Source organism: Thermoanaerobacter wiegelii Rt8.B1 (assembly GCF_000147695.2).
Taxonomy (GTDB): domain Bacteria; phylum Bacillota; class Thermoanaerobacteria; order Thermoanaerobacterales; family Thermoanaerobacteraceae; genus Thermoanaerobacter; species Thermoanaerobacter ethanolicus.
On record NC_015958.1, the window covers coordinates 1,282,386 to 1,303,236 of the forward strand.

At 34.1% G+C, this 20,851-nt stretch carries 24 protein-coding genes and 1 pseudogene; 21 read left to right on the forward strand and 4 right to left on the reverse strand.

Annotated elements, in window-relative coordinates; translation table 11 throughout:
* Positions 1-5: 5 nt before the first annotated feature.
* From spoIIAB to scpB, 10 genes are all read left to right on the forward strand, one after another.
* Positions 6-437, forward strand: a complete 432-nt coding sequence (spoIIAB, locus tag THEWI_RS06295) for an anti-sigma F factor (protein WP_003870635.1) — start codon at positions 6-8, stop codon at positions 435-437.
* A 9-nt stretch (positions 438-446) separates the two neighbouring features.
* On the forward strand, positions 447-1,187 hold the full coding sequence (gene sigF / locus THEWI_RS06300; protein WP_003870636.1) for an RNA polymerase sporulation sigma factor SigF: 741 nt from the start codon (positions 447-449) through the stop codon (positions 1,185-1,187).
* 61 nt (positions 1,188-1,248) lie between these two features.
* The gene (locus THEWI_RS14445; RefSeq protein ID WP_014062828.1) at positions 1,249-1,608 is read left to right on the forward strand and encodes a dodecin family protein; all 360 of its coding nucleotides are present in this window, start codon (positions 1,249-1,251) and stop codon (positions 1,606-1,608) included.
* A 52-nt stretch (positions 1,609-1,660) separates the two neighbouring features.
* Positions 1,661-2,107, forward strand: a complete 447-nt coding sequence (spoVAC, locus tag THEWI_RS06310; RefSeq protein ID WP_014062829.1) for a stage V sporulation protein AC — start codon at positions 1,661-1,663, stop codon at positions 2,105-2,107.
* Positions 2,089-3,135: a stage V sporulation protein AD gene (gene spoVAD / locus THEWI_RS06315; RefSeq protein WP_014062830.1), complete on the forward strand. Its 1,047-nt coding sequence runs from the start codon at positions 2,089-2,091 to the stop codon at positions 3,133-3,135. Before spoVAC ends, spoVAD begins: the two co-directional genes overlap by 19 nt.
* 10 nt (positions 3,136-3,145) lie before the next feature.
* Positions 3,146-3,502 (forward strand): stage V sporulation protein AE, encoded by a 357-nt coding sequence (spoVAE, locus tag THEWI_RS06320; RefSeq protein WP_003867997.1) that lies wholly within the window; start codon positions 3,146-3,148, stop codon positions 3,500-3,502.
* A 100-nt stretch (positions 3,503-3,602) separates the two neighbouring features.
* Positions 3,603-4,769 (forward strand): CCA tRNA nucleotidyltransferase, encoded by a 1,167-nt coding sequence (locus THEWI_RS06325; RefSeq protein ID WP_014062831.1) that lies wholly within the window; start codon positions 3,603-3,605, stop codon positions 4,767-4,769.
* Positions 4,770-4,771: 2 nt separating this feature from the next.
* Entirely contained in the window at positions 4,772-5,380 is a 609-nt protein-coding gene (locus THEWI_RS06330; RefSeq protein ID WP_014062832.1) for a site-2 protease family protein, read from the forward strand.
* Between the two features lie 2 nt (positions 5,381-5,382).
* Positions 5,383-6,114 carry a segregation and condensation protein A gene (locus THEWI_RS06335; protein ID WP_014062833.1) on the forward strand — a complete coding sequence of 244 codons (732 nt, stop codon included), beginning with the start codon at positions 5,383-5,385 and terminating at the stop codon, positions 6,112-6,114.
* Positions 6,104-6,610, forward strand: a complete 507-nt coding sequence (scpB, locus tag THEWI_RS06340; RefSeq protein ID WP_003870641.1) for an SMC-Scp complex subunit ScpB — start codon at positions 6,104-6,106, stop codon at positions 6,608-6,610. The genes THEWI_RS06335 and scpB overlap by 11 nt, the downstream gene beginning before the upstream one ends.
* 143 nt (positions 6,611-6,753) lie before the next feature.
* Here scpB and THEWI_RS06345 read toward each other — a convergent pair whose 3' ends face one another.
* Together THEWI_RS06345 and THEWI_RS06350 are read right to left on the reverse strand one after the other, a co-directional pair.
* On the reverse strand, positions 6,754-7,992 hold the full coding sequence (locus THEWI_RS06345) for an IS110 family RNA-guided transposase (RefSeq protein ID WP_208854412.1): 1,239 nt from the start codon (positions 7,990-7,992) through the stop codon (positions 6,754-6,756).
* Positions 7,993-8,527: 535 nt separating this feature from the next.
* Positions 8,528-9,553, reverse strand: a pseudogene (locus tag THEWI_RS06350) (ISLre2 family transposase); the annotation flags it as partial.
* Between the two features lie 106 nt (positions 9,554-9,659).
* Between THEWI_RS06350 and THEWI_RS06355 the strand changes: the two are divergent.
* From THEWI_RS06355 to ytfJ, 3 genes are all read left to right on the forward strand, one after another.
* Positions 9,660-10,667, forward strand: a complete 1,008-nt coding sequence (locus tag THEWI_RS06355; RefSeq protein ID WP_052877853.1) for an IS30 family transposase — start codon at positions 9,660-9,662, stop codon at positions 10,665-10,667.
* Positions 10,668-11,071: 404 nt separating this feature from the next.
* Positions 11,072-11,680, forward strand: a complete 609-nt coding sequence (locus tag THEWI_RS06360; protein ID WP_014062837.1) for a DUF2953 domain-containing protein — start codon at positions 11,072-11,074, stop codon at positions 11,678-11,680.
* A gap of 6 nt (positions 11,681-11,686) precedes the next feature.
* Positions 11,687-12,133 (forward strand): GerW family sporulation protein, encoded by a 447-nt coding sequence (ytfJ, locus tag THEWI_RS06365; protein WP_014062838.1) that lies wholly within the window; start codon positions 11,687-11,689, stop codon positions 12,131-12,133.
* A 133-nt stretch (positions 12,134-12,266) separates the two neighbouring features.
* On the opposite strand, the gene THEWI_RS15785 is transcribed toward ytfJ, so the two are convergent.
* Together THEWI_RS15785 and THEWI_RS15790 are read right to left on the reverse strand one after the other, a co-directional pair.
* Complete coding sequence (locus THEWI_RS15785; RefSeq protein WP_208854403.1) at positions 12,267-12,860, reverse strand: transposase; 594 nt, start codon at positions 12,858-12,860, stop codon at positions 12,267-12,269.
* 122 nt (positions 12,861-12,982) lie between these two features.
* Complete coding sequence (locus THEWI_RS15790; RefSeq protein WP_208854404.1) at positions 12,983-13,525, reverse strand: IS110 family transposase; 543 nt, start codon at positions 13,523-13,525, stop codon at positions 12,983-12,985.
* 314 nt (positions 13,526-13,839) lie between these two features.
* Between THEWI_RS15790 and THEWI_RS06375 the strand changes: the two genes are divergently transcribed.
* The 8 genes from THEWI_RS06375 to speB all read left to right on the forward strand — a co-directional run bounded on the left by THEWI_RS06375 (position 13,840) and on the right by speB (position 20,831).
* Positions 13,840-14,979: a D-alanyl-D-alanine carboxypeptidase family protein gene (locus tag THEWI_RS06375; RefSeq protein ID WP_041589212.1), complete on the forward strand. Its 1,140-nt coding sequence runs from the start codon at positions 13,840-13,842 to the stop codon at positions 14,977-14,979.
* 444 nt (positions 14,980-15,423) lie between these two features.
* Entirely contained in the window at positions 15,424-15,582 is a 159-nt protein-coding gene (locus THEWI_RS14185; RefSeq protein WP_014062067.1) for a hypothetical protein, read from the forward strand.
* Positions 15,583-15,722: 140 nt separating this feature from the next.
* On the forward strand, positions 15,723-16,694 hold the full coding sequence (locus THEWI_RS06385) for a sulfide/dihydroorotate dehydrogenase-like FAD/NAD-binding protein (protein WP_004396305.1): 972 nt from the start codon (positions 15,723-15,725) through the stop codon (positions 16,692-16,694).
* Complete coding sequence (locus tag THEWI_RS06390; RefSeq protein ID WP_014062841.1) at positions 16,687-17,970, forward strand: FAD-dependent oxidoreductase; 1,284 nt, start codon at positions 16,687-16,689, stop codon at positions 17,968-17,970. The genes THEWI_RS06385 and THEWI_RS06390 overlap by 8 nt, the downstream gene beginning before the upstream one ends.
* A gap of 22 nt (positions 17,971-17,992) precedes the next feature.
* A complete protein-coding gene (locus tag THEWI_RS06395) occupies positions 17,993-18,703 on the forward strand; it encodes a pseudouridine synthase (protein WP_003870648.1) in 711 nt (236 codons plus the stop codon).
* 3 nt (positions 18,704-18,706) lie between these two features.
* Positions 18,707-19,084 (forward strand): GNAT family N-acetyltransferase, encoded by a 378-nt coding sequence (locus THEWI_RS06400; protein ID WP_014062842.1) that lies wholly within the window; start codon positions 18,707-18,709, stop codon positions 19,082-19,084.
* 45 nt (positions 19,085-19,129) lie between these two features.
* Positions 19,130-19,963, forward strand: a complete 834-nt coding sequence (gene speE / locus THEWI_RS06405) for a polyamine aminopropyltransferase (protein WP_014062843.1) — start codon at positions 19,130-19,132, stop codon at positions 19,961-19,963.
* A 1-nt stretch (position 19,964) separates the two neighbouring features.
* Positions 19,965-20,831 carry an agmatinase gene (gene speB / locus THEWI_RS06410; RefSeq protein WP_014062844.1) on the forward strand — a complete coding sequence of 289 codons (867 nt, stop codon included), beginning with the start codon at positions 19,965-19,967 and terminating at the stop codon, positions 20,829-20,831.
* Positions 20,832-20,851: the final 20 nt, after the last annotated feature.

Consider the following 20,851-nt stretch of genomic DNA (forward strand, 5'->3'; position numbering starts at 1 on the left):
TTATCATGGAATACACAAACATGATGGAGTTAAAATTTTTAAGTAAGTCGCAAAATGAGTCTTTTGCAAGGACTGTTGTTGCAGCTTTTGCTGCTCAACTAGATCCGACAATTGAGGAAATTGCAGATATAAAAACTGCTGTTTCAGAAGCAGTTACTAACTGCATAATTCACGGATATGAGAATAAGATCGGCATCATTACTATTAAAGCTTTTATTTCAGGTAACAAAATAACAATTGAAGTCATAGATGAGGGAAAAGGGATTGACGATATTGAGAAAGCTATGCAACCTCTTTTTACTACTCGCTTAGAAGAAGAGCGAGCAGGAATGGGTTTTACTGTCATGCAGACCTTTATGGATGAATTAGAAGTTGAATCAACTCCAGGAAAGGGAACTCTTGTCCGAATGACAAAGTATATAAGGTCTGATAAATGAGGTGACTTTATGAAAGAAGGGAATTTTGAAAAAAGTGATGAGAATTTGGAATTGATAAGAGCGGCACAAAAAAATGATAAAGAAAGCTTGGAAAAATTAATTTTAGAAAATAGTGGCCTTATTTGGAGTATTGTTAAAAAGTTTTCTAATAGAGGATATGAATTGGAGGATTTGTATCAAATAGGTTGTATAGGTTTTGTAAAGGCAATTCAAAAATTTGATGAATCTTACAATGTAAAATTGTCAACCTATGCAGTACCTATAATAATGGGAGAAATTAAGAGATTTCTAAGAGATGATGGATTAATAAAAGTGAGTCGTTCTTTAAAGGAGCTTTCTACAAAAGCTTTTTATGTTAAAGAGATTTTAAGCAATGAATTAAATAGAGAGCCAACTATTAATGAAATTGCTGAAAGATTAAATGTAAGTCCTGAAGAAATTGCTATGGCTTTTGAATCGGCTGCTACTGCTGAGTCATTATATGACAACGCAACTCATGACGAAGATGACAGGCTTTTAATTGAAATGGTGAGTGAAGAGGAAAAAGAAGTTGATATAGACGATAAATTAGCTTTACAGATGGTTATAAATAAACTTAAACCACGAGAAAAACAAATAATATTTTTGAGATATTTCAAGGATATGACGCAGATGGAGGTGGCAAGTGTTTTAGGAATTTCCCAAGTGCAAGTATCTAGAATTGAGAAAAAAGTTTTACAAAAACTAAGAAAAGAATTGGAAGAAGTGTAGTATTTTAACACAAATACTACACTTTTTTTGAATTAATTTTGCTTATCTTCACATACTAATAATGGCTGGTGAAATGAAAATGAAAAAGATGTTAATTATAATCGTGGCAATATTGCTAATTTTTGCTGTTAGCTATTTTTATATGCATAAAACCAATAAAAAAATACCTGACAGTGCTGATTTGGTATATAAGGGAGGAGGAAATTGTATGGCAGTTGTGAAAGTATTAAATGTTGTAGGGGATTCAACAGTGAGCTGGGAAGATGCAATACACAAAGCTGTAGAAGAGGCAGCTAAGTCTATTGACAATATATCAGGAATTGAAATTATCAATCAAACAGCAAATGTAAAAAACGGTAAAATAGTAGAATATAAAGCTAATATACAAATAGCTTATAGAGCAGATAAAGAATTAGGTTGAAAATAAAGGAGCACCGTCTATGGTGCTCTTGTCATAAGGAAGGGTGAAATTAATGGAAAGAGATGTAAAAAAAGAGCAAGAATATAAAAACATAGCACAGAAATATGAGCCTAAACCTGCTTTGCTTAAAAACCTAGTAATGGCTTTTGTAGTAGGAGGATTGATAAGCGACATAGGGCAGTTCTTTTTAAATTTTTACCTATCAAGAGGTTATTCTATGCAAGATGCCAATACTCTTGTATCAATTACTATGGTATTTCTTGGGGCTTTTTTAACTGGAATTGGGGTCTATGACGATATAGGGAAGTTTGCAGGGGCAGGTTCTATAGTGCCAATAACAGGTTTTGCAAATTCTATTGTGTCACCGGCAATGGAGTTTAAAAGGGAAGGTTTTGTTTTTGGGGCGGCAGCAAAGATGTTTACAATTGCAGGACCTGTTATTGTATATGGGGTCAGTACTTCAATTATTATAGGTTTGATATATTATTTTTTAAAGTAAAAGGGGAAGTTAGATATGGCAAAAAAAAATTAGGCACACAAACTATTAAGTTTAAAAATCCTCCTTCTATAATAGCTGGAGGCACTATTGTAGGACCTAAAGAAGGAGAAGGACCTTTAAGAGATTATTTTGATATGATTTTAGTAGACGATACTTATGGAGAAAAAAGTTGGGAAAAAGCAGAGTCAAAAATGTTTCAAGATGCTGTAAATTTAGCATTAAAAAAGGCCAATCTCAAGATTTCAGAAATTGATTACCTATTAGGTGGTGATTTGTTAAATCAAATTATAAGTGCAAATTTTGCTGCGCGACAACTGAATGTGCCACATTTCGGATTGTATGGTGCTTGTTCTACTATGACAGAGGGATTGACTTTAGGGGCTATGCTTATTGATGGAGGCTATGCTGACTATATAATAGCGGCAACTTCCAGCCATTTTTCTACTGCAGAAAGACAGTTCAGATATCCTTTAGAACAAGGCATTCAAAGGCCTTTTACTTCACAGTGGACGGTGACAGGTGCAGGAGCTACAATTTTAGCCTCCACAGGAGAAGGCCCTTATATTACCCATGCTACTACTGGCAAAGTTGTAGATTTGGGGATGAAGGATGCCAATAACATGGGAGCGGCAATGGCACCTGCTGCAGCAGATACAATTATCACTCATTTTAAAGATACAGGTTTTACAATAGAAGACTATGACCTTATTATGACGGGAGACATGGGAAGAGTAGGGAGAGACATACTTTTAGAGTTACTGTATAAAGAGGGGTATGACATAGAAAGCAAGTATAAAGATTGTGGAATAGAAATTTTTGATGAATCACAAGACGTTCACTCTGGTGGCAGCGGTGCGGCTTGTTCTGCAGTGGTTTTGAATGGATGGCTGTTATCTCAAATACAAAATGGAGTCTATAAAAAAGTTTTATTTATGGCGACGGGAGCTCTTTTATCTCCTACCAGCAGCCAGCAAGGGGAATCTATTCCTGGGATTGCCCATGCTATTACAATATCGACAACATTATAAGGAGGTCAATATGGATTATATAAAAGCGTTTTTAATGGGAGGTTTGATTTGTGCTATTGCACAAATTTTGATTGATAAGACTAAATTGACTCCTGCAAGAATATTAGTAACATATGTGACATTAGGAGCAATACTTGGAGGCCTTGGAGTTTATAAGAAATTGATAGATATAGGTGGTGCAGGAGCTACAATACCCCTTTTGGGCTTTGGAAATTCCCTTGCCCAAGGTGTAATAAAAGCTGTTGAGAAAGATGGATTGATTGGAGTTTTTACAGGAGGATTGACAGCCACTGCCGGAGGAATTTCTGCTGCAGTATTTTTTGGGTACATTTTTTCTTTAATTTTTAATTCAAAGACTAAGAAATAAGTATAGGTTAATGAATTTTAACTTATACTTATTTTTTTATCTTTTCCTATGGTATAATATAAAAAGCAAGGAATTATTTTGTTGGTAAAAGGGTGATTTTTTGCGTATAGAGATTAATGAAATAGATTTAATTAAACTGCTGAAAGAAATTTCTTTAAAAACAAAAATTAAATCTTATATTGTAGGTGGAGTTGTAAGAGACTTTTTATTAGGGGTTAAAAACCTTGATATTGATGTAGTAGTGGAAGGAGACGGAATTGAGTTTGCTTATATATTGCTTTCTTATTTAAAAGGTGATATTGTAGTGTATGAAGCTTTTAGGACTGCTACCTTAAGTTATGACGGTATTTCTATTGATATTATATCTGCTCGTAAAGAGTATTATGAACGTCCTGCTGCACTGCCAACAATCGAATTTTCAAATATATACGATGACATGGCAAGAAGAGATTTTACTATAAACACTTTGGCTTATGATGTAATAGAAGAGAAGATTTTGGATTATTTTAATGGATTAGAGGACTTAAAAAAGGGTTTAATTAGAGTCCTTCATCCTAAAAGTTTTATTGATGACCCTACCAGAATATTTAGAGCTATAAGATATGCTACTAGATATTCTTTTGAGATTGAAGAAAAGACACACAATTTGATGAAAGAATCAATAGAAAATATTAGACTTTTGTCTGCTGATAGAATAAGGAATGAAATCTTTTTAATTTTAAAAGAAAGTAAAGCCCAAGAGATGATTGATAAGCTTATTTATTACGGTATTGATAAAGTTATTTTTGATGGAATTACACTTAATACTCAACATCTCGATACAGTATATGTAAATTTGGAAATTGAATTATACAGATTTTTAGTGCTTTTTTACTATCTAAAAGAAAAAGATATTAATGAAATTGAAAAGAGGTTGCGAATAAATAAAATTTATCTCAAGGCTTTAAAAGACTTGGTTTTTTTGAGAGAGCAACTCAATTGCCAAAATAAAAATATCAGAAAAATAAGAGAAACTATAGAAGAAACAAAAGAAGAAGTTTTAAAAGCTATTGAAGTAATGGAAGGAGAAAAAGCCGAAAAAATTATAAAGGGGAAATTGACTGTAAAGGGAAAAGACATAGAAAATTTAGGACTTCCTCCCGGTTCTTTATATGGGGAATTAATGGATAATGTGTTTGAGGCGAAAATTAATGGAATTATTGCTACAAGAGATGAAGAAATTGCATTTTTGAAAAAACTGATAGAAAAATTAAAGAAAGGAGAATAAATTTGATAGATTTTATAGATTTTTTATATAGAATACCTGCACTTCTTATTGCGATGAGTTTCCACGAATTTAGCCATGGTTATGTGGCAGATAAATTGGGGGACCCTACTCCAAGGCAAAGTGGCAGGCTTACATTAAATCCGTTAGCTCATATTGACCCCCTTGGTCTTTTAATGCTTTGGCTTTTAAGGTTTGGGTGGGCGAAACCTGTTCCTATTAATCCTTTATATTTTAGAGATAGAAAAAAAGGTGTATTGCTTGTATCCTTAGCAGGCCCTCTTTCCAACGTCTTGTTGGCTATCGTTTCTCGAATATTGATGATAGCATTTAAAGATGTTCCAATACTGTATCCACTTTTATATCTATTGTACATTTACAATTTAATTTTTGCTGTTTTCAATATAATACCGGTGCCGCCTTTGGATGGTTCAAAAGTACTGTGGAGTTTGTTACCCCCAAGAGAAGCTTATATGATTTCTCAATATGAAATGTATGGACAGGTTATTTTGCTCCTTCTTGTTTTCACTGGGGTTATAGGACAAATCATGGGGCCTCTTATGAATGCTTTGGACTCTTTTATAACTCTTATTTTAAAGCCTTTTGAGGTGTGAAGATGTACAACGTAAAATTAGAAGTGTTTGAAGGACCTTTTGATTTGCTTTTTCACCTTATAGAAAAAAATGAAATTGATTTGATGGATATCCCGATTTCAGTTATTTTAGATCAATATATGGAATATATTAAAACTTTGCAGGAAATGGATTTAAATGTGGCATCAGAATTTATTGTAATGGCAGCTACTTTATTAGAAATTAAATCTAAAATGTTGCTTCCCAAACAGCAGTTTGAGGGACAACAATTAGAAATGGAAGAAGTAGACCCAAGAGAAGAATTAGTAACTAAATTGATTGAGTACAAGAAATATAAAATTATTGCCCAGACTTTTAAAGAAATGTGCAAAATTGGTTCTCGTTTTTTTAGAGAAGAGTCTGAAGTAAAATATATAGATAAAAAAATTGCTTTAAACTACTCTAGTGAAGATATATATAAAGCGTATCTTAAAGTTATTTCAAAAAATAACGCCAGAGAAAATGAAATAGAAATAAAAAAAGATGAATATACTGTAGAGAATAAGATTAAAGAGTTATTAGTGAAATTAGTAAAAAAGCCTTTCCTTTGGTTTAGTGAACTTATTAAGAAAAGTCGAGCAAAAGGAGAAATTATTGTTTCTTTTATCGCTGTTTTAGAGTTAGTGAGATTAAATAGAATTATAGCGGAACAAAAGACTACTTATGGGGATATACTTATTAAATCCTTTAGGAGAGGAGAAAAAAATGAGCAATGAAGGAAAAATAGAAGCTATATTGTTCGCAGCAGGGGGACCAGTAAAATTAAAAACCTTATCCGAAGTAGTAGGACTTTCTCAAGAGGAAATAGTAGATGTTGCAAACAAATTAAAAGAATATTACGACCGAGAAAATCGCGGTTTAGATATTATATTTTTTGAAGATAAAGTTCAAATGTGTACAAATGATAATTATGGAGAAATAGTTAGACAAGCTTTGGGATTAGAAATAAAACAAGGACTTTCTCAAGCAGCATTAGAGGTTTTGGCTATAATAGCTTATAATCAACCTATTACAAGGGCAGAAATTGAAAGAATAAGGGGTGTAAAAAGCGATAAAGCTATAAATACTTTGCTGGAGTATAATTTGATCAAAGAAAGCGGAAGGGCTTTATCTCCTGGTAGGCCAATACTGTATACTACTACAGAAGATTTTTTAAAGTATTTTGGAATTAAATCTTTAAAAGAGTTACCGCAAATTGAAATCACACCTTAAGTATTTCGGTAATATGTCAAGAGGGTGATAAAAAAAATTCAAAAAAAATTTAATAAAATAACCTAAAAAAGGGCATAGCAAAGCTAACCATCACGCAATAAGCTGATGGAAATTAATGTAAAATATGGTTATGGGATAATATGTTAACTTATACAATCATCTCCTTTCATTATTGGGGATTTATAAAGTTTTTCTTCGCGCAGCAGAGCGAAGACTAACCTTACAGTTTTACGTGCAGTCAATACAAGAGCACGTTTATGCTTGTGAGTTTTGCTTTCTTTAAATTTGCGAGCATAGTATTGTGAGAACTCAGGTAAATACTTCCTGAGTTGGTCAGCTGCTTGAATAAAATAATATCTGAGATACTCATTACCAGTACGCTTGAGATATGTGTCCTCCGCTTTAAAATCAGCAGACTGGTATTCTGACCAATAAAGGCCGGAAAACTTTGCAAGGGCATTATCATTATCAAACCTTGAAATTCCGCCTATCTCAGATATTAAGCCGGCTGCGATGGTTGGGCCAATACCTTTTACTGATGTAAGACAAAGAAATTCATTGTTAAATCCTTTTACCTCATTAATAATGGCTTTTTCTACAGCTTTCTTCTGTTTTTCAAGGGACTGTAGATTATCAAAGCAAGACTTGATAACAAAGTTTAAAGAATCATCTACAGTAGCATTAATTCTATAAGACTTGCGAACAGCCTCTTGAAGCAATTTAGCTGTAGCTTCTGGATCATCAAAGCGATCTTTACTCTTATCAACCAAAAAGCCGGCAAGCTCATCAAGCGGTCGAGCCGCAATATCATCAAGGGTGAAAAACTCATTAAACATTTCAGTAGCAGTTGCTCCAAAATTATTACTAAAGACTTTATTTTGGCACAAACCGCTAAACTTAAGGAACAAATTGCTGAGTAAATAATTTTTTTCTCTAACAATACTATTAACAATGTGAAAGCGATGGCGAGTAAGCCTCTGGAGAGCAAGATATCTAAAATCTACAGAACAAGATTTAGGGAGTCTACCGAATCTCAGTTTTTCAGCAATAGCAAAGGCATCCATCCAGTCATTTTTAGGCAAATTGCCGAGAGACTTTTTAAAAGCATTAATAATATTAGCATTAAAAGTAGTAATAGAAGGTTGATAAGGCTTAAGAGCAAAATGATCAGCCAAATAATACTGGAGGTGCCAGCCATAGACTGAGGTAGATTCCAAACCAATAAAGACCTTTTGGATATTGTATTTATTACAACACTCCAAGATACGTGATACTATAACATCACAACCATGAGGGTTATTTTCTACAGAAAAACGAGAGGAAGCATCATTACCCTCCTGGTCGAGAATATGAACCTTGACATCATTCAGGCTTACATCCATACCAACAAAAAGCTTATTCAAGATTGTTACACCTCCTTTCAAAAGTGATAAAGTAAGTAAAAGTTAATTTGAGATAACCCTAGCAACCAGATTATGTAGCAACCTCGCAATTAGCTCTTAATATATAAGCCTGAATCCTCTGCTGCCAGGGGCTTATATATGACAAAGCAGATTTCGCGTAAGAAAAGGCAAATCTGGTGTAGGGACCACACTTAAAAGAGCGGTCAAGCCGCATGGAGGACGAAAGCCTGTCCCACATTAACTTTACAGTATAATAATGCTACAAGTTATCTCAAAAGTAAATAATAAGGCCGAAAAAAGATGAGACGGCCGCGCCATGAATCCTGCATATTGCGCAATATTACGGATTCATGGCAATAGATAAGATTTTAGACAAGATGAGAATATTAAAGATTTCCAGTTATAAATTTGCTTTATTAAATTTTAAGAAGTGAGACAAATTTATTGCCTTTAAAATTAATTATACGAGGGAGGATTATATATGAAACGAAATATTGCGTCTCTACTTTTAATAGAGCTTTTTCTTACGTTCTCCTTTGGCTCTCTTTATCGCCTCCCTTAATGTTCCCTCAGTTTTTTGTAGGTCGCCTTGATAAATAGCTTCACGTACTTTGTCATAAGTTTCTTCGTCATACCAAAGTGCTTCTGTTAATTGTCTGTTAAGATGATATGGATCTAATCTATACTCTGCAGCAGGAAAATATTCTAAACCCTCTTTCGGCCATTCTGCTCCGTCTCCTCCTATGTATACTTTCTCTACACCTTCTATATCCCATTTGCATCCCACTTTTGCATAAGTCTCTTCCCATATCTCTTCACTATTACCTAATCCACTTACTACTAGCTTGTTCTTCAATCTATATCGCTCTTTATCTATCTTCTCTTTGCCTTCATAGGCTATTAAATGCTTTATTTCTCCCCTCTTTTTATCTGCTCTTTGTAGTCTTATTATCACCCCGTCACTTTCGATATACAGTCTCTTTGTAACCTTCTCTCCTTTAGGAACCTCTCCATATTCAAAAACTTCTTTCCTTCTTTCTTCACTATCTTGTTTTAAAATTTCCCCTAATTCCTGTACTGCTTTCCAAATTGTCATTGGACTAATGCCAGGAAAAAGATAACTTAATATCTCTGCTGCGCGCCTAAACGGCATTTCTGTACTTAGTTTTACAGCTATCTCTCTTAACCTTGGCGTTATTTGGGAACGGGATGGCCAACCCAATAACTCATCTAGCAAAAACTTTGTCTCTCCTGTCTGTTTATTTCTGTAAAGACGCCTCCTGTAAATAAATTCTCCAAATGTACTAACAACCTGTTTCGCCCTAAATCCTACTACTTCCCATATGTTACGATCACGTTCCTTCATAAGACGAGTATCTATTTCTTCTAAAGCCCATGCAAAAATTTGATTGGAAATTCTCTGCGTAAGCTCATGTATACCTTCTTCAAGTTCATAAAAGTCTTTGCTTTCTTTTATTATTTTTATTAAACCATTAGCAAAAAGCAGGATTGCACCCACTATGTGTCGAATATCTAACATATCAGACCTCACCTTCCTTTTCATTTTTGTTTTTGATTGTGTTTTGGTGGTGAGGTCTTTTTTCTACATTTGACCCCCTTTTTCCTGCTTCATTTCACCTACTTAAATTTTACACTGCCGTAGCTATGAACGAGGAGAAATCTATGCATTACTCAAGGAAGGAAGGAGTATTCGGTATATTGCTAAAAAACTTAATCGATCTCCAAGTACCATAAGCCGTGAAATTAAACGTGGAACTACTACACAACTTAGAAGTGATTTGTCTTCTTATACAAGCTATTTCCCTGAAACTGGTCAGGCTGTCTACGAAAAAAATCGTTCAAATTGTGGAGCTAAATTTAAAGCAGCTAAAGCAGAAGATTTTTTGAAATATGCTGAAAATAAAATATTACATGAAAAATGGTCGCCGGATGCAGTTGTAGGTTATTGTAAGAAGGACCCAAGCTGGAATAATAAAACCATTGTTTGTACTAAAACACTCTACAACTATATAGATAGAGGATTATTAAAAGTTAAAAACATTGATTTACCTTTAAAACTACGTTTAAAACCAAGGAAGAAGCAAAACCGTAAAAATAAACGTATTATGGGTAAAAGTATTGATTTTAGGCCTAAAGAAGTTGAAAGCCGTGAAGTTTTTGGACATTGGGAAATAGATACGTTAATTGGCAAGAAGTCTAATGACAAGGTCCTTTTGACATTAACAGAGCGTAAGACTCGCCATGAAATAATACTTCTTTTAGATGCAAAAGACAGCAAATCTGTTAAAGATGCACTATCAAAATTAAAAGATATATTTGGTGATAATTTAAACAAAGTATTTAAAACCATAACATCTGATAATGGTACAGAGTTTAGTGATTTAGAAAGTACTCTTTTAGAATATGGGGTAGAAGTATATTATACACATCCATATTCATCTTGGGAAAGAGCTACGAATGAACGACATAATGGTCTTATACGACGTTTTATCCCTAAAGGAAAAAGTATTAAAGATTTATCTATAGATACGATAAAGAGAGTAGAAAATTGGCTTAATAACCTTCCACGAAAATTGTTAAATTATAAAACACCTAAAGAATGCTTTTATGAGGAACTGGCAAAAATCTGTTAAGCCCATCTCTTATAAAGTATAGAGCTCGCTCGTGATTTGTCAAGGGGCAGGCTTCGCCTGACTTAAACCCTTGACAAATTACGACCTTCGCTCAATTTGTTAACTAAGATGGGCTTAAGGTTATATATGATTTGTCCCAAATCCTATATCTACATGATTTTCATTAAGTGTTGCATTTAATATTGCAATTTATAGTACAATTTTACATAGAAGTTTTCTACAATTGTACTTGCTATTTTTTCAAAAAGAGGTTATCATATATCAAGATACTATATTTCCTTTATATGGATAAAAATACAATATAGGCAGTTTTTAATAACTATCAATTTTTTTACCAAAACTATAATAAAGACCTAAATCTTGCTTAGAAAAGGCTTATAAACAGCGTGATATGAGGTGAAATGATGAAATATTTGTCTGTTGTTTTTATAATCCTTATTTTTTTGATTTTACTGTATTTTTTGCCTCTTAAAATTAAAATAAAAGCGAATAAAGAGGAGAAAAATATTTCCCTGGAAATAGCAGCTAATATATTTTTTGTAAATTTTTTGACCTTTAAATTACAGAAAGAGCCTGAAAAAGAGGAATTGTATTTTAAAATTTTTGGCATCCAGATACTTAAAAGTGTAGGAACAAAAAAATTAGAGAGAACTAAAAAAGAGAGAAAATTTTCGACTTTAGATATAGGATATAAAGATTTTTTTAAGATTATAGAATTTTTAAAAGATGTGCTAAAAGATACTATTGTTTATAGATTTTATTTAAATTTAAAAATTGGCTTAGAAGATGCAGCTTGGACTGCTATCTTGAACGGCTCTTTATGGGGAACAATATATACAGCTCTTATGCCGATATATAATAATGCTACTTTTACTAATGCGCCGGAGGTTTATATCACACCTTACTATGGTCAGAATAAGTTAGAAGGAAATTTAATTTGCATATTTAAAATAACCTGTGGTAATATTATTATTAATGGAATAAAGTTTTTGGGTAGTTTAAATGGGAGGTGAAAATAAATGAGTGACCACCCAATCGATGCTTTGATGAAAACGACCATGGAAAGCTTAAAAGACATGATAGATGTCAATACAATAGTAGGAGATGCTGTAGAAACTCCTGATGGAACGATAATAATTCCTATCTCTCGTGTGACCTTTGGCTTTGCTGCTGGAGGCGGTGAAATTAACTTGCCAAAAAATGATAAAAAAGGTGCAGAACAAGATTCATCTCAAAACATGCCCTTTGCCGGTGGCAGTGGCGCAGGGGTTTCTGTACAACCCGTTGCCTTTATGGTGGTTGGCCAAGGGCAAATCAGACTCTTGCCAGTTACTCAAAGTGCTATGCTGGAGAGAATAATAGATTTGACGCCTAAATTGATAGAAGAAATACAAAACTTGTTCAATAAAGGTAAGCCGACAAAAAAGGTACAAAATCCAACAATAAATAACAATGCTGATATTTAAAAAGTGGGGAATCCCACTTTTTTGTATATAAAGGAGGCATAGTGTGAAAGTGAAATAGTGAAATTTGGGCATGACAAAAAAGGGCACCAAATAAAGCTGCCCAAAATCCAGATAATGGTAATATATAATAATGTTAAGTAATAGTTGGAGGGATAATAGTACAACCTTCTTTTTCTAAAAGTTTAATAGCTTTCTTAATATATTGTTGCTTATGCTTTTGATAAAGTTTTTCTGGCATATTAATGTAATCGGCGTCAGAAGGATTAAAAGGTTCCCTTTTCAAAAGCATATGATAGAGACAAGTAAGGATCATACGAGCAATAGCAACAATTGCCCGTTTATGACCGCGACGCTTTTTAATACGTTCATATTTAAGCCTAAAATAAGGATTCTTTTTATCCCTAATTGCTGCATTGGCACACTGTATTAAGAGAGGTTTTAAATAAACACCTGCTCTTGAGACATGGACAGATTTTTTCTTACCTGCACTTTCGTTGTTTTGGGGAGAAAGACCAGCCCAAGAGCAAAGGTGCTTGTCAGATTTAAAAACTGTCATATCCGTGCCGATTTCAGCGATGATATAAGTTGCCGATTTTTCGGTTATGCCAGGGAGAGTAACAGCGATATCAATCAAGTCTTGATAAGGTTTGGCTAATTGAGAAATGGCTTTATCTAAATCAGAAACACATTGATTAATAAAATCATAGTGTTTTCTGCAAACCTTCATCTTGACTGATTGATCATCCCTCAATTCGTATCCAATAATCGACTGAATGATTTCGTCAGCCTTTTTATAAAGAGTTTTGTGTAGAAGTGACTTGCAGTATTCAGGGTCAAAAGTATCGCAAGTTAAGATATATCAATGATAGAAGAAGCAGATTTACCGAAAGAATCAGTGACGACGGAGGCTAAAGCGATGTTGGATACGGTGAGGGCATTTTGAAGCCTGTTTTTTTCACTAGAGCGATGACCAATAAGTTTAAAACGATAGCGAACAAGTTCACGTAACATGCGGATATCCTCAGGGGGAATAAAACTAGAGGGGACGATATTGAATTTAAATAGATTGGCAATCCAAGTAGCATCTTTATCATCGGTTTTTTGCCCTTTAATGGCACGGAGATACTTAGGATTAGCAATAACAACATGGCAGGATTTTTCAAGGACATTAAAGATTGGGATCCAATACTTACCGGTGGATTCCATGCAGACTTCGAAACAATTGTAACTGAGAAGCCAATCCCTTAACTTAATAAGGTCAGAGTTAAAGGTAGAAAAGCGTCTTTTAACATAAGTAGTAACATTGTTAGAATCAGTAATAGCAATAGCAGCAACTAGGAATTTTTTGTGGACATCTATGCCACAGCAGATAGGGTGAACAATTTTTAACATAAACAACCCTCCAAAAGGGAAAGAATTAAAATATATAGACATTGACTGAATATCCAGCACATAAAACACTAAGGAATTGCTTATACAATGATTAGTGTACGTGATCAGAGTCACACTTATTTGTGCTTGAGAGGATATTCTACACATGTTAAAATGCGGACTTGAGTCCAATGAGTGGGAGAAATAATTCCACTCCCTCCTCCGTGCTTTGTAGTATATCTATATATTTTAAAGAAATTATATCAAAAATATCGCTCAAAAGCACACTTTCATTACAATTTGTGCTTGAGCAAAGCGAAAGGATGTGGGTTAAAATGAAAAAATTTATACTTTATCTTTTTATTTTGTTGTATTTTATGTCTTCTGTAAAAGTGTATGCTGAGAGCTATCCTTCTATCTCTGCTAAAGCAGCAATTGTAATGGACCAAGAGACAGGGAGAGTGTTATATGAAAAAAATTCTCATGAAAAGCTGCCAATGGCAAGCACTACAAAAATAATGACTTTGTTGGTTGCTTTAGAAAAAGGTAATTTAAATGATATTGTAACTGTCAGCAAAAGGGCTGCAAGCGTTGGAGGTTCATCTATTTGGCTTTCGCCAGGAGAAAAAATTGATATGGAAAGCTTACTTTATGGACTTATGTTAAACTCAGGGAACGATGCCGCCACAGCTATTGCGGAACATATAGGTGGTAGTGTAGAAAGTTTTGTCGAAATTATGAACCAAAAAGCAAAAGAAATAGGGGCATATAACACCCATTTTGTAACACCTTCTGGTTTAGACATTGGCATTGATGACCATTATACTACTGCTTATGATTTAGCTTTAATAACAAGGTATGCTTTTAGATATCCTAAATTTACAGAGATTGTATCAACAAAAGAAAAGACAATTCCTTGGGAAGGGAAAGAATGGGATAGATATTTGAGAAATAAAAATAAGCTCTTATGGATATACGAAGGAGCAGATGGAGTAAAAACTGGATTTACTAATAAAGCAGGTAGGTGTCTTGTATCTTCTGCTACAAGAGAGGGAAGGAGATTTATTGCAGTTGTTTTAAATAGTCCTCCTATGTGGGAAGATTCCATGAAAATATTAGATTATGCTTTTTCAAAGTACAAACCCTATAAAGTTTTAGAAAAAGGGGAGTTAATTAAGAAGGTAAAAGTAGAAGGTGGGAAAGAAAATACTGTATCAGTTGTAAGTGAGAAAGCATGTGTTATTCCAGCATTAGAAGAGGAGAAGCAGAATGTGAATTTAGAATTTTATCTTCCCAAAAGTGTCAAAGCTCCTGTTGAAAAAGGCGAAAAAATAGGTTATGTGACAGTAAAGATAGGAGAAGAAAAAGTTTGTGATGTCAATTGTGTAGCCTTAAAGAAAGTAGAACAAGAAGAGTTTGGTTACAATTTTCAAAAGATAATAAAAAATTGGTTAAAGGTGCTGAATCCCTCTTGAATATGACTCAAGAGGGTTATTTGTGTGCGCCCGGCATGGGCGATAGCTAGGCGGTGAAAGTCCGCTGTGGGCTTGGTAGTGGGAACCACTAGCCGAGAGCAAGGGTGTCCATCATGAGGTGGAATCTGAAGGAAGCTTAAGGCAAAATCTCGGTCTGATGAACAAGAACCAGATAAGAGGCTGAATTGGGATGGACGAGTTTGCACATCAAAACAAAGTCCAACACTACCCGAATCCCATACAGTAAATCTGGCAGATATATGAGATGAAAGCTATCGTTCTTACCCGGGGAGGTCTCAAGGATAAGTCATGGAAGTAAAATATGAAGTGACAACCCATACAGTGATGTATGGCTGAACCTTGAGAAGTCAGCAGAGGTCATAGTACTTATCTAGACATGAATAGATAAGGAAGGACTGAACATTAGGAGGTTTCGGAAATCCTATGAACTCGAGAGATATGCGAAGACTGCAGACAACTCAACAAAGAGGCTATCCGTTGGATAGAGAAAGGGAATTTCAAAAGACAACGGAAGTGCATAGTATATCATCGGCGTCAAGGGATGGAAGAAACGATGTACTAAGAATTGTACATAATTCCTAATGAACCGCCGTATACCGAACGGTACGTACGGTGGTGTGAGAGGACGCTGAATAAAATAATGATTCAGCTCCTACTCGATTTTGTAATAGTTTTTAAGTTTGAAGAATATTTTATTAGTGTGAAATTGGAGGTGAGATAAATTGGCAAATAGATTAGAATGCATTGACGCTGGTACTGATTATTGTCCTTGCTATTTGGCTGAATTAAATGAGTGCATAGTATGTTCACAACTTCAGGGGAAAAATTTTTGCGATTGTAATTGGCGAGGAGTTTGTATCTTTCAGGAATTTGTTTGGGCAGGATACAAGGCTAAAGCTACCCGCAGCACAATTTTTTCTAAAGTGTTAAAAAGGGAAGAAATTAACGAAGAAGTTATAATTTTGACTCTTAAAGTACCAAATAAGATGGCACGAGATTTGAATGAACCAGGTTCTTTTGTTTTTTTAAGGGGAATTTCAAGCCCACCTTTTTTTGATACTCCTATGTCAGTAATGTATGCAGACGAGCTTGAAGGAATAATCAAGATAGCTATACAAGTAAGTGGTCCAAAAACAAAATTGATTCAAAAAGCTGAGGAAGGAGAAGAGGTTTATTTAAGAGGGCCTTATTGGAATGGGCTTTTAGGTCATAGGTATATTAAAGGAATTCACAATTCTAAGGCTTTAGTTGTTTTGAGAGGAATTGCACAAGCTCCGGGGGTAATTGTTATTTCAAAACTAATAAACAACAAAAACAAAGTTATTGCTATCGTAGACAAAGGAAAAGTAGGAGTAAATTTTATAAATGACTATTTGAAAGAGTTTAATATAATGATAATTGAAACAGACCTTTTAAGCGAAGAAGGAGAAAGAATTTTAAAGGAGTTAATTAAAGATAAAGAAATAACGGTTGTATATAGTGGAGGCTCTGATGAACAGCATGTGAATATTTTAAATTATTTGGACTTATATAATCAAGAAGCCTATTTAGCGGTTTCAAACAATAATACTATATGCTGTGGTGAAGGGATATGTGGTAGTTGTGAAGTTCAGATAGGATACCAAAAAGTAAGAACCTGTAAGGTTCAAGTGGATATTAGAAAAGCTTTGGAAAGGAAGATGTTACATGGTTAAAGTTGTTGTAATAGGTGGAGGTTGGGCTGGTTGTGCAGCTGCTTTAACGGCTCGAAAAGCAGGGGCGGAAGTAGTGCTTTTAGAAAAGACTGATATGCTTTTGGGATGCGGACTTGTAGGAGGTATAATGAGAAATAACGGGAGATATACTGCTGCAGAAGAACTTATATATTTGGGTGGAAATGAACTTATTGAAATAACAGATAAGGCAGCAAGACATGTAAATATCAACTTTCCTGGCCATGCTCATGCAAATCTGTATGATGTGACAATGGTAGAACCAATGATTAGAAAAATGTTACTTGAAAAAGGGGTTACTATTAAGCTGATGACAAGAGCTACAGATGTTGTGATGGAAAGCAAAAAAAGAATAAAAGGAATAGTTTTAGCAGATGATACTATAGAGTATGGAGATGTTTTTATAGAAACTACGGGTTCTACAGGACCTATGGGCAATTGCCTAAGATATGGAAACGGATGTGCTATGTGTATTTTAAGGTGCCCTTCTTTTGGCCCTCGAATTAGCATAAGTTATAGGGCAGGGGTAGAAGACCTTTTAGGAATGAGGGCAGATGAAGTTTATGGTGCTTTTAGTGGTTCATGTAAATTAAATAAAGAATCTTTAAGCAAAGAGATAAGAGAAAAGTTGGAAAGAGATGGAGTAATAGTATTGCCTGTGCCTAAAGAAGATATTAACATGGAAAAATTGAATTTGAAGGTGTGTCAACAATATGCATTGCCAGAATACGCAGAAAATGTTATACTATTAGATACTGGTTATGTAAAGCTCATGACTCCTTTTTATCCATTAGAAAAACTTAGAAAAATTCCTGGCTTAGAAAGAGCACGTTATGATGACCCCTATTCTGGAGGAAAAGCTAATTCTGTAAGATATTTGTCAATGGCACCGCGAGATAATACAATGAAAGTTATAGGTTTAGAGAATTTATTATGTGCAGGGGAGAAGTCTGGCTTGTTTACTGGGCATACTGAGGCAATGGTGACAGGATGTCTTGCTGGACATAACAGCGTAAGATTAGCTCTTGGCATGCCTCTTTTGGAGTTACCAAGGAATTTAGCTTCTGGTGATTTGATAGCATATGCTAATGAAAGCATAAAGACGAAAGAAGGCTTGAAAAAGAGGTATACTTTTGCAGGGGCAGAATATTTTGAGAGGATGAAACAATTAGGCCTTTATACTACTGATACCAACTTGATAAAAGAAAGGATCATGAGAAATAATTTATTAAAAATTTATGACGAAAAACTTGTATAAACGAAAAAATGGGTGAACACAAATGGAAAGGTTGCAAAAATACTTAGCAGAATGTGGAATAGCCTCACGAAGAAAGTGCGAAGAGTATATTTTACAAGGCCGTGTAAAAGTAAATGGAAAAGTAGTAAAAGAGTTGGGAGTAAAAATCAATCCTGATGTTGACATAATTGAATTTGATGATAAAATTGTGAGAAGAGAAAAGAAAAAAGTTTATATTATGTTAAATAAGCCAACAGGATATATTACTTCCGTAAAAGACCAGTTTGGCAGGCCTACAGTGATGGACTTAGTTAAAGTTAAGGAAAGAATATATCCTGTTGGCCGCTTAGATTATGATACATCAGGGCTTCTGTTACTCACAAATGATGGGGAGATAGCCAATATCTTAATGCATCCTCGACATGAAATTGTGAAGACGTATATTGCAAAAATCAAAGGAATTCCAACACAAGAAGAGTTGGAAAGGTTTAGAAATGGACTTTTGATAGGAGATTATTTGACTTCGAAAGCAGAAATAGAGATTTTAGCAGTTAAAAATGGGACAAGTGTTGTAGAAATAAAAATTCATGAAGGTAAAAATAGACAAGTTAGAAGAATGTGTGAGGCTATTGGACATCCTGTTATTTCTCTTACAAGAACTAAAATTGGTGAGTTATCTTTAGAAGGGTTAAAACCAGGAGAGTGGAGGTATTTGACACAAAAGGAAATAGATTATTTAAAAAGCTTGAGGTGAAGTATGTTTTCAGTTAACTTTGCTAAAGCAGAGGATTTCGAAATTATTAAAAAAATTGCTAATGAGTGTAATTTGAAGGGAACTTTAAATTTTTTAGAAGAGATTTTCATGATTGCAAGAGAAGACAAGCCTTTTGGCTTTATTTCTATGAAAGAAGAAAATAATAATGCTATAATAACTAATTTGGCAATTTTGCCTTCCTACAGGGATAAGGGGTTTGAAAATTTAATGGTAAGAGTAGTACTTAATCATGCCCTAGATATGGGGTTAGAAAATGCTTGTGTCAATATACCTTTTTATAAAGATTTTTTTTGTAAATTAGGTTTTAAAGAAAAAGGCGATTTTCAGATAGTTAAATTAAAAGAGTTTTTTGGAGAGTGAGATATTTTTTTAAATATATTATTAAAAATCTTGGAGGTGTTTTCAATGGAATTATGGTTTACAGAAAATCAGGATGAAAATTTGAGATTTTCTTTGAAAGTTAAAGAAACATTGGTGGTAGAAAAAACTCCTTATCAACATTTAGCAATACTCGATACATATCAATTTGGAAGAGTATTAACTTTAGATGGTATACTTCAAACCACTGAAAAAGATGAATTTGTATATCATGAGATGATAGTACATGTACCCCTCTTTACTCATAAAAATCCAAAAAGCGTGTTAATTGTTGGAGGCGGAGATGGAGGCTCAGTAAGAGAGGTCTTAAAGCACCCTTCTGTAGAAAAAGTAGTTTTGGCAGAAATTGACGAGGCAGTAGTGAGAAATTCTAAAAAATATCTTCCTACAATAAGCCAGGCATTAGATGACCCAAGAGTAGAAATAATGATTGGAGATGGAATTAAATATGTTAATGAACACAAAAATGAATTTGATGTGGTAATAGTGGATTCTACTGACCCAATTGGGCCAGCTGTAGGGCTTTTTACTTCTGATTTTTATAAAGCCGTATATGAATGCTTGAAAGAAGATGGTATTATTGTGGCTCAGACAGAATCACCTTTTATTTATGGAAAATTGATAAACAAACTCAGCAAAATGTTCAAAGAAATATATCCTATTACAAAAGCTTATATAGCAACAATACCGACTTATCCAGGAAGTTTGTGGACTTTTACCATGGGTTCAAAAAAATATGACCCTGAAGAAGTGGACATAAATTCTATTCCAAGAATAGATACTAAATACTATACACCTGAAATTCACAAAGCGGCCTTTGTATTGCCTAAATTTGTGAAGGATATTTTTGATGAGGTGTAATATGATAGAAGGAAAATATTTTGTTGATCCGGGAAAGTTTTTAGGGGCTACTGAAGATTATGAAAAGGCAGAGGTAGTTATAGTAGGTTTGCCTATGGATTACACAGTGAGTTTCAAAGCAGGAAGCCGCTTTGGACCTGCTGCCATAAGGCAAGCCTCTTATGGTTTAGAATATTATAGTGTGTATTTAGATAGGAGGCTGGAAGATAAGAAATTTTATGATTTAGGAGATTTAGTACTTCCTTATGGGAATGTGGAAAAGAGTTTAGATTTAATCTCAAAAGCTACAGAAGACATTTTGAAAAGTGGAAAAAAAGGATTGTTCTTGGGTGGAGAACATTTAGTGACTTATGGAATTTTAAAAGAGTACTTAAAAAAATATGAGGATAACCTTGTAATCCTTCATTTTGATGCCCATACTGATTTAAGAGAAGAATTTTTTGGTGAAGCATATTCTCACGCTACAGTGATGAGAAAAGTATGGGATATTGCTAAAGGTATTAAAATGTATAATTTTGGGATAAGGTCAGGTGAAAAAGAAGAATTTGAGTTTGCAGAAAAAAATACCCATATGTTTTTGTACGAAGTAGTTGAACCTTTGAAAGGTGTAATTGATGATATAAAAGATTATCCAATTTATATTAGCTGGGATATAGATGTTATAGACCCTGCTTTTGCACCAGGCACTGGTACACCAGAACCAGGGGGAATAACCACAAAAGAGGCATTAGAGGCTATTCATATTTTAAAAGATTTAAATGTAGTTGGGATGGATTTGGTGGAAGTCTCGCCTTCTCACGATATAGCTGGTATAACCTCTATTTTAGCAGCTAAACTTATAAGGGAATCTATCCTTTCCTTCTTCTAAAATTTTGAGCCTTTTGGCTC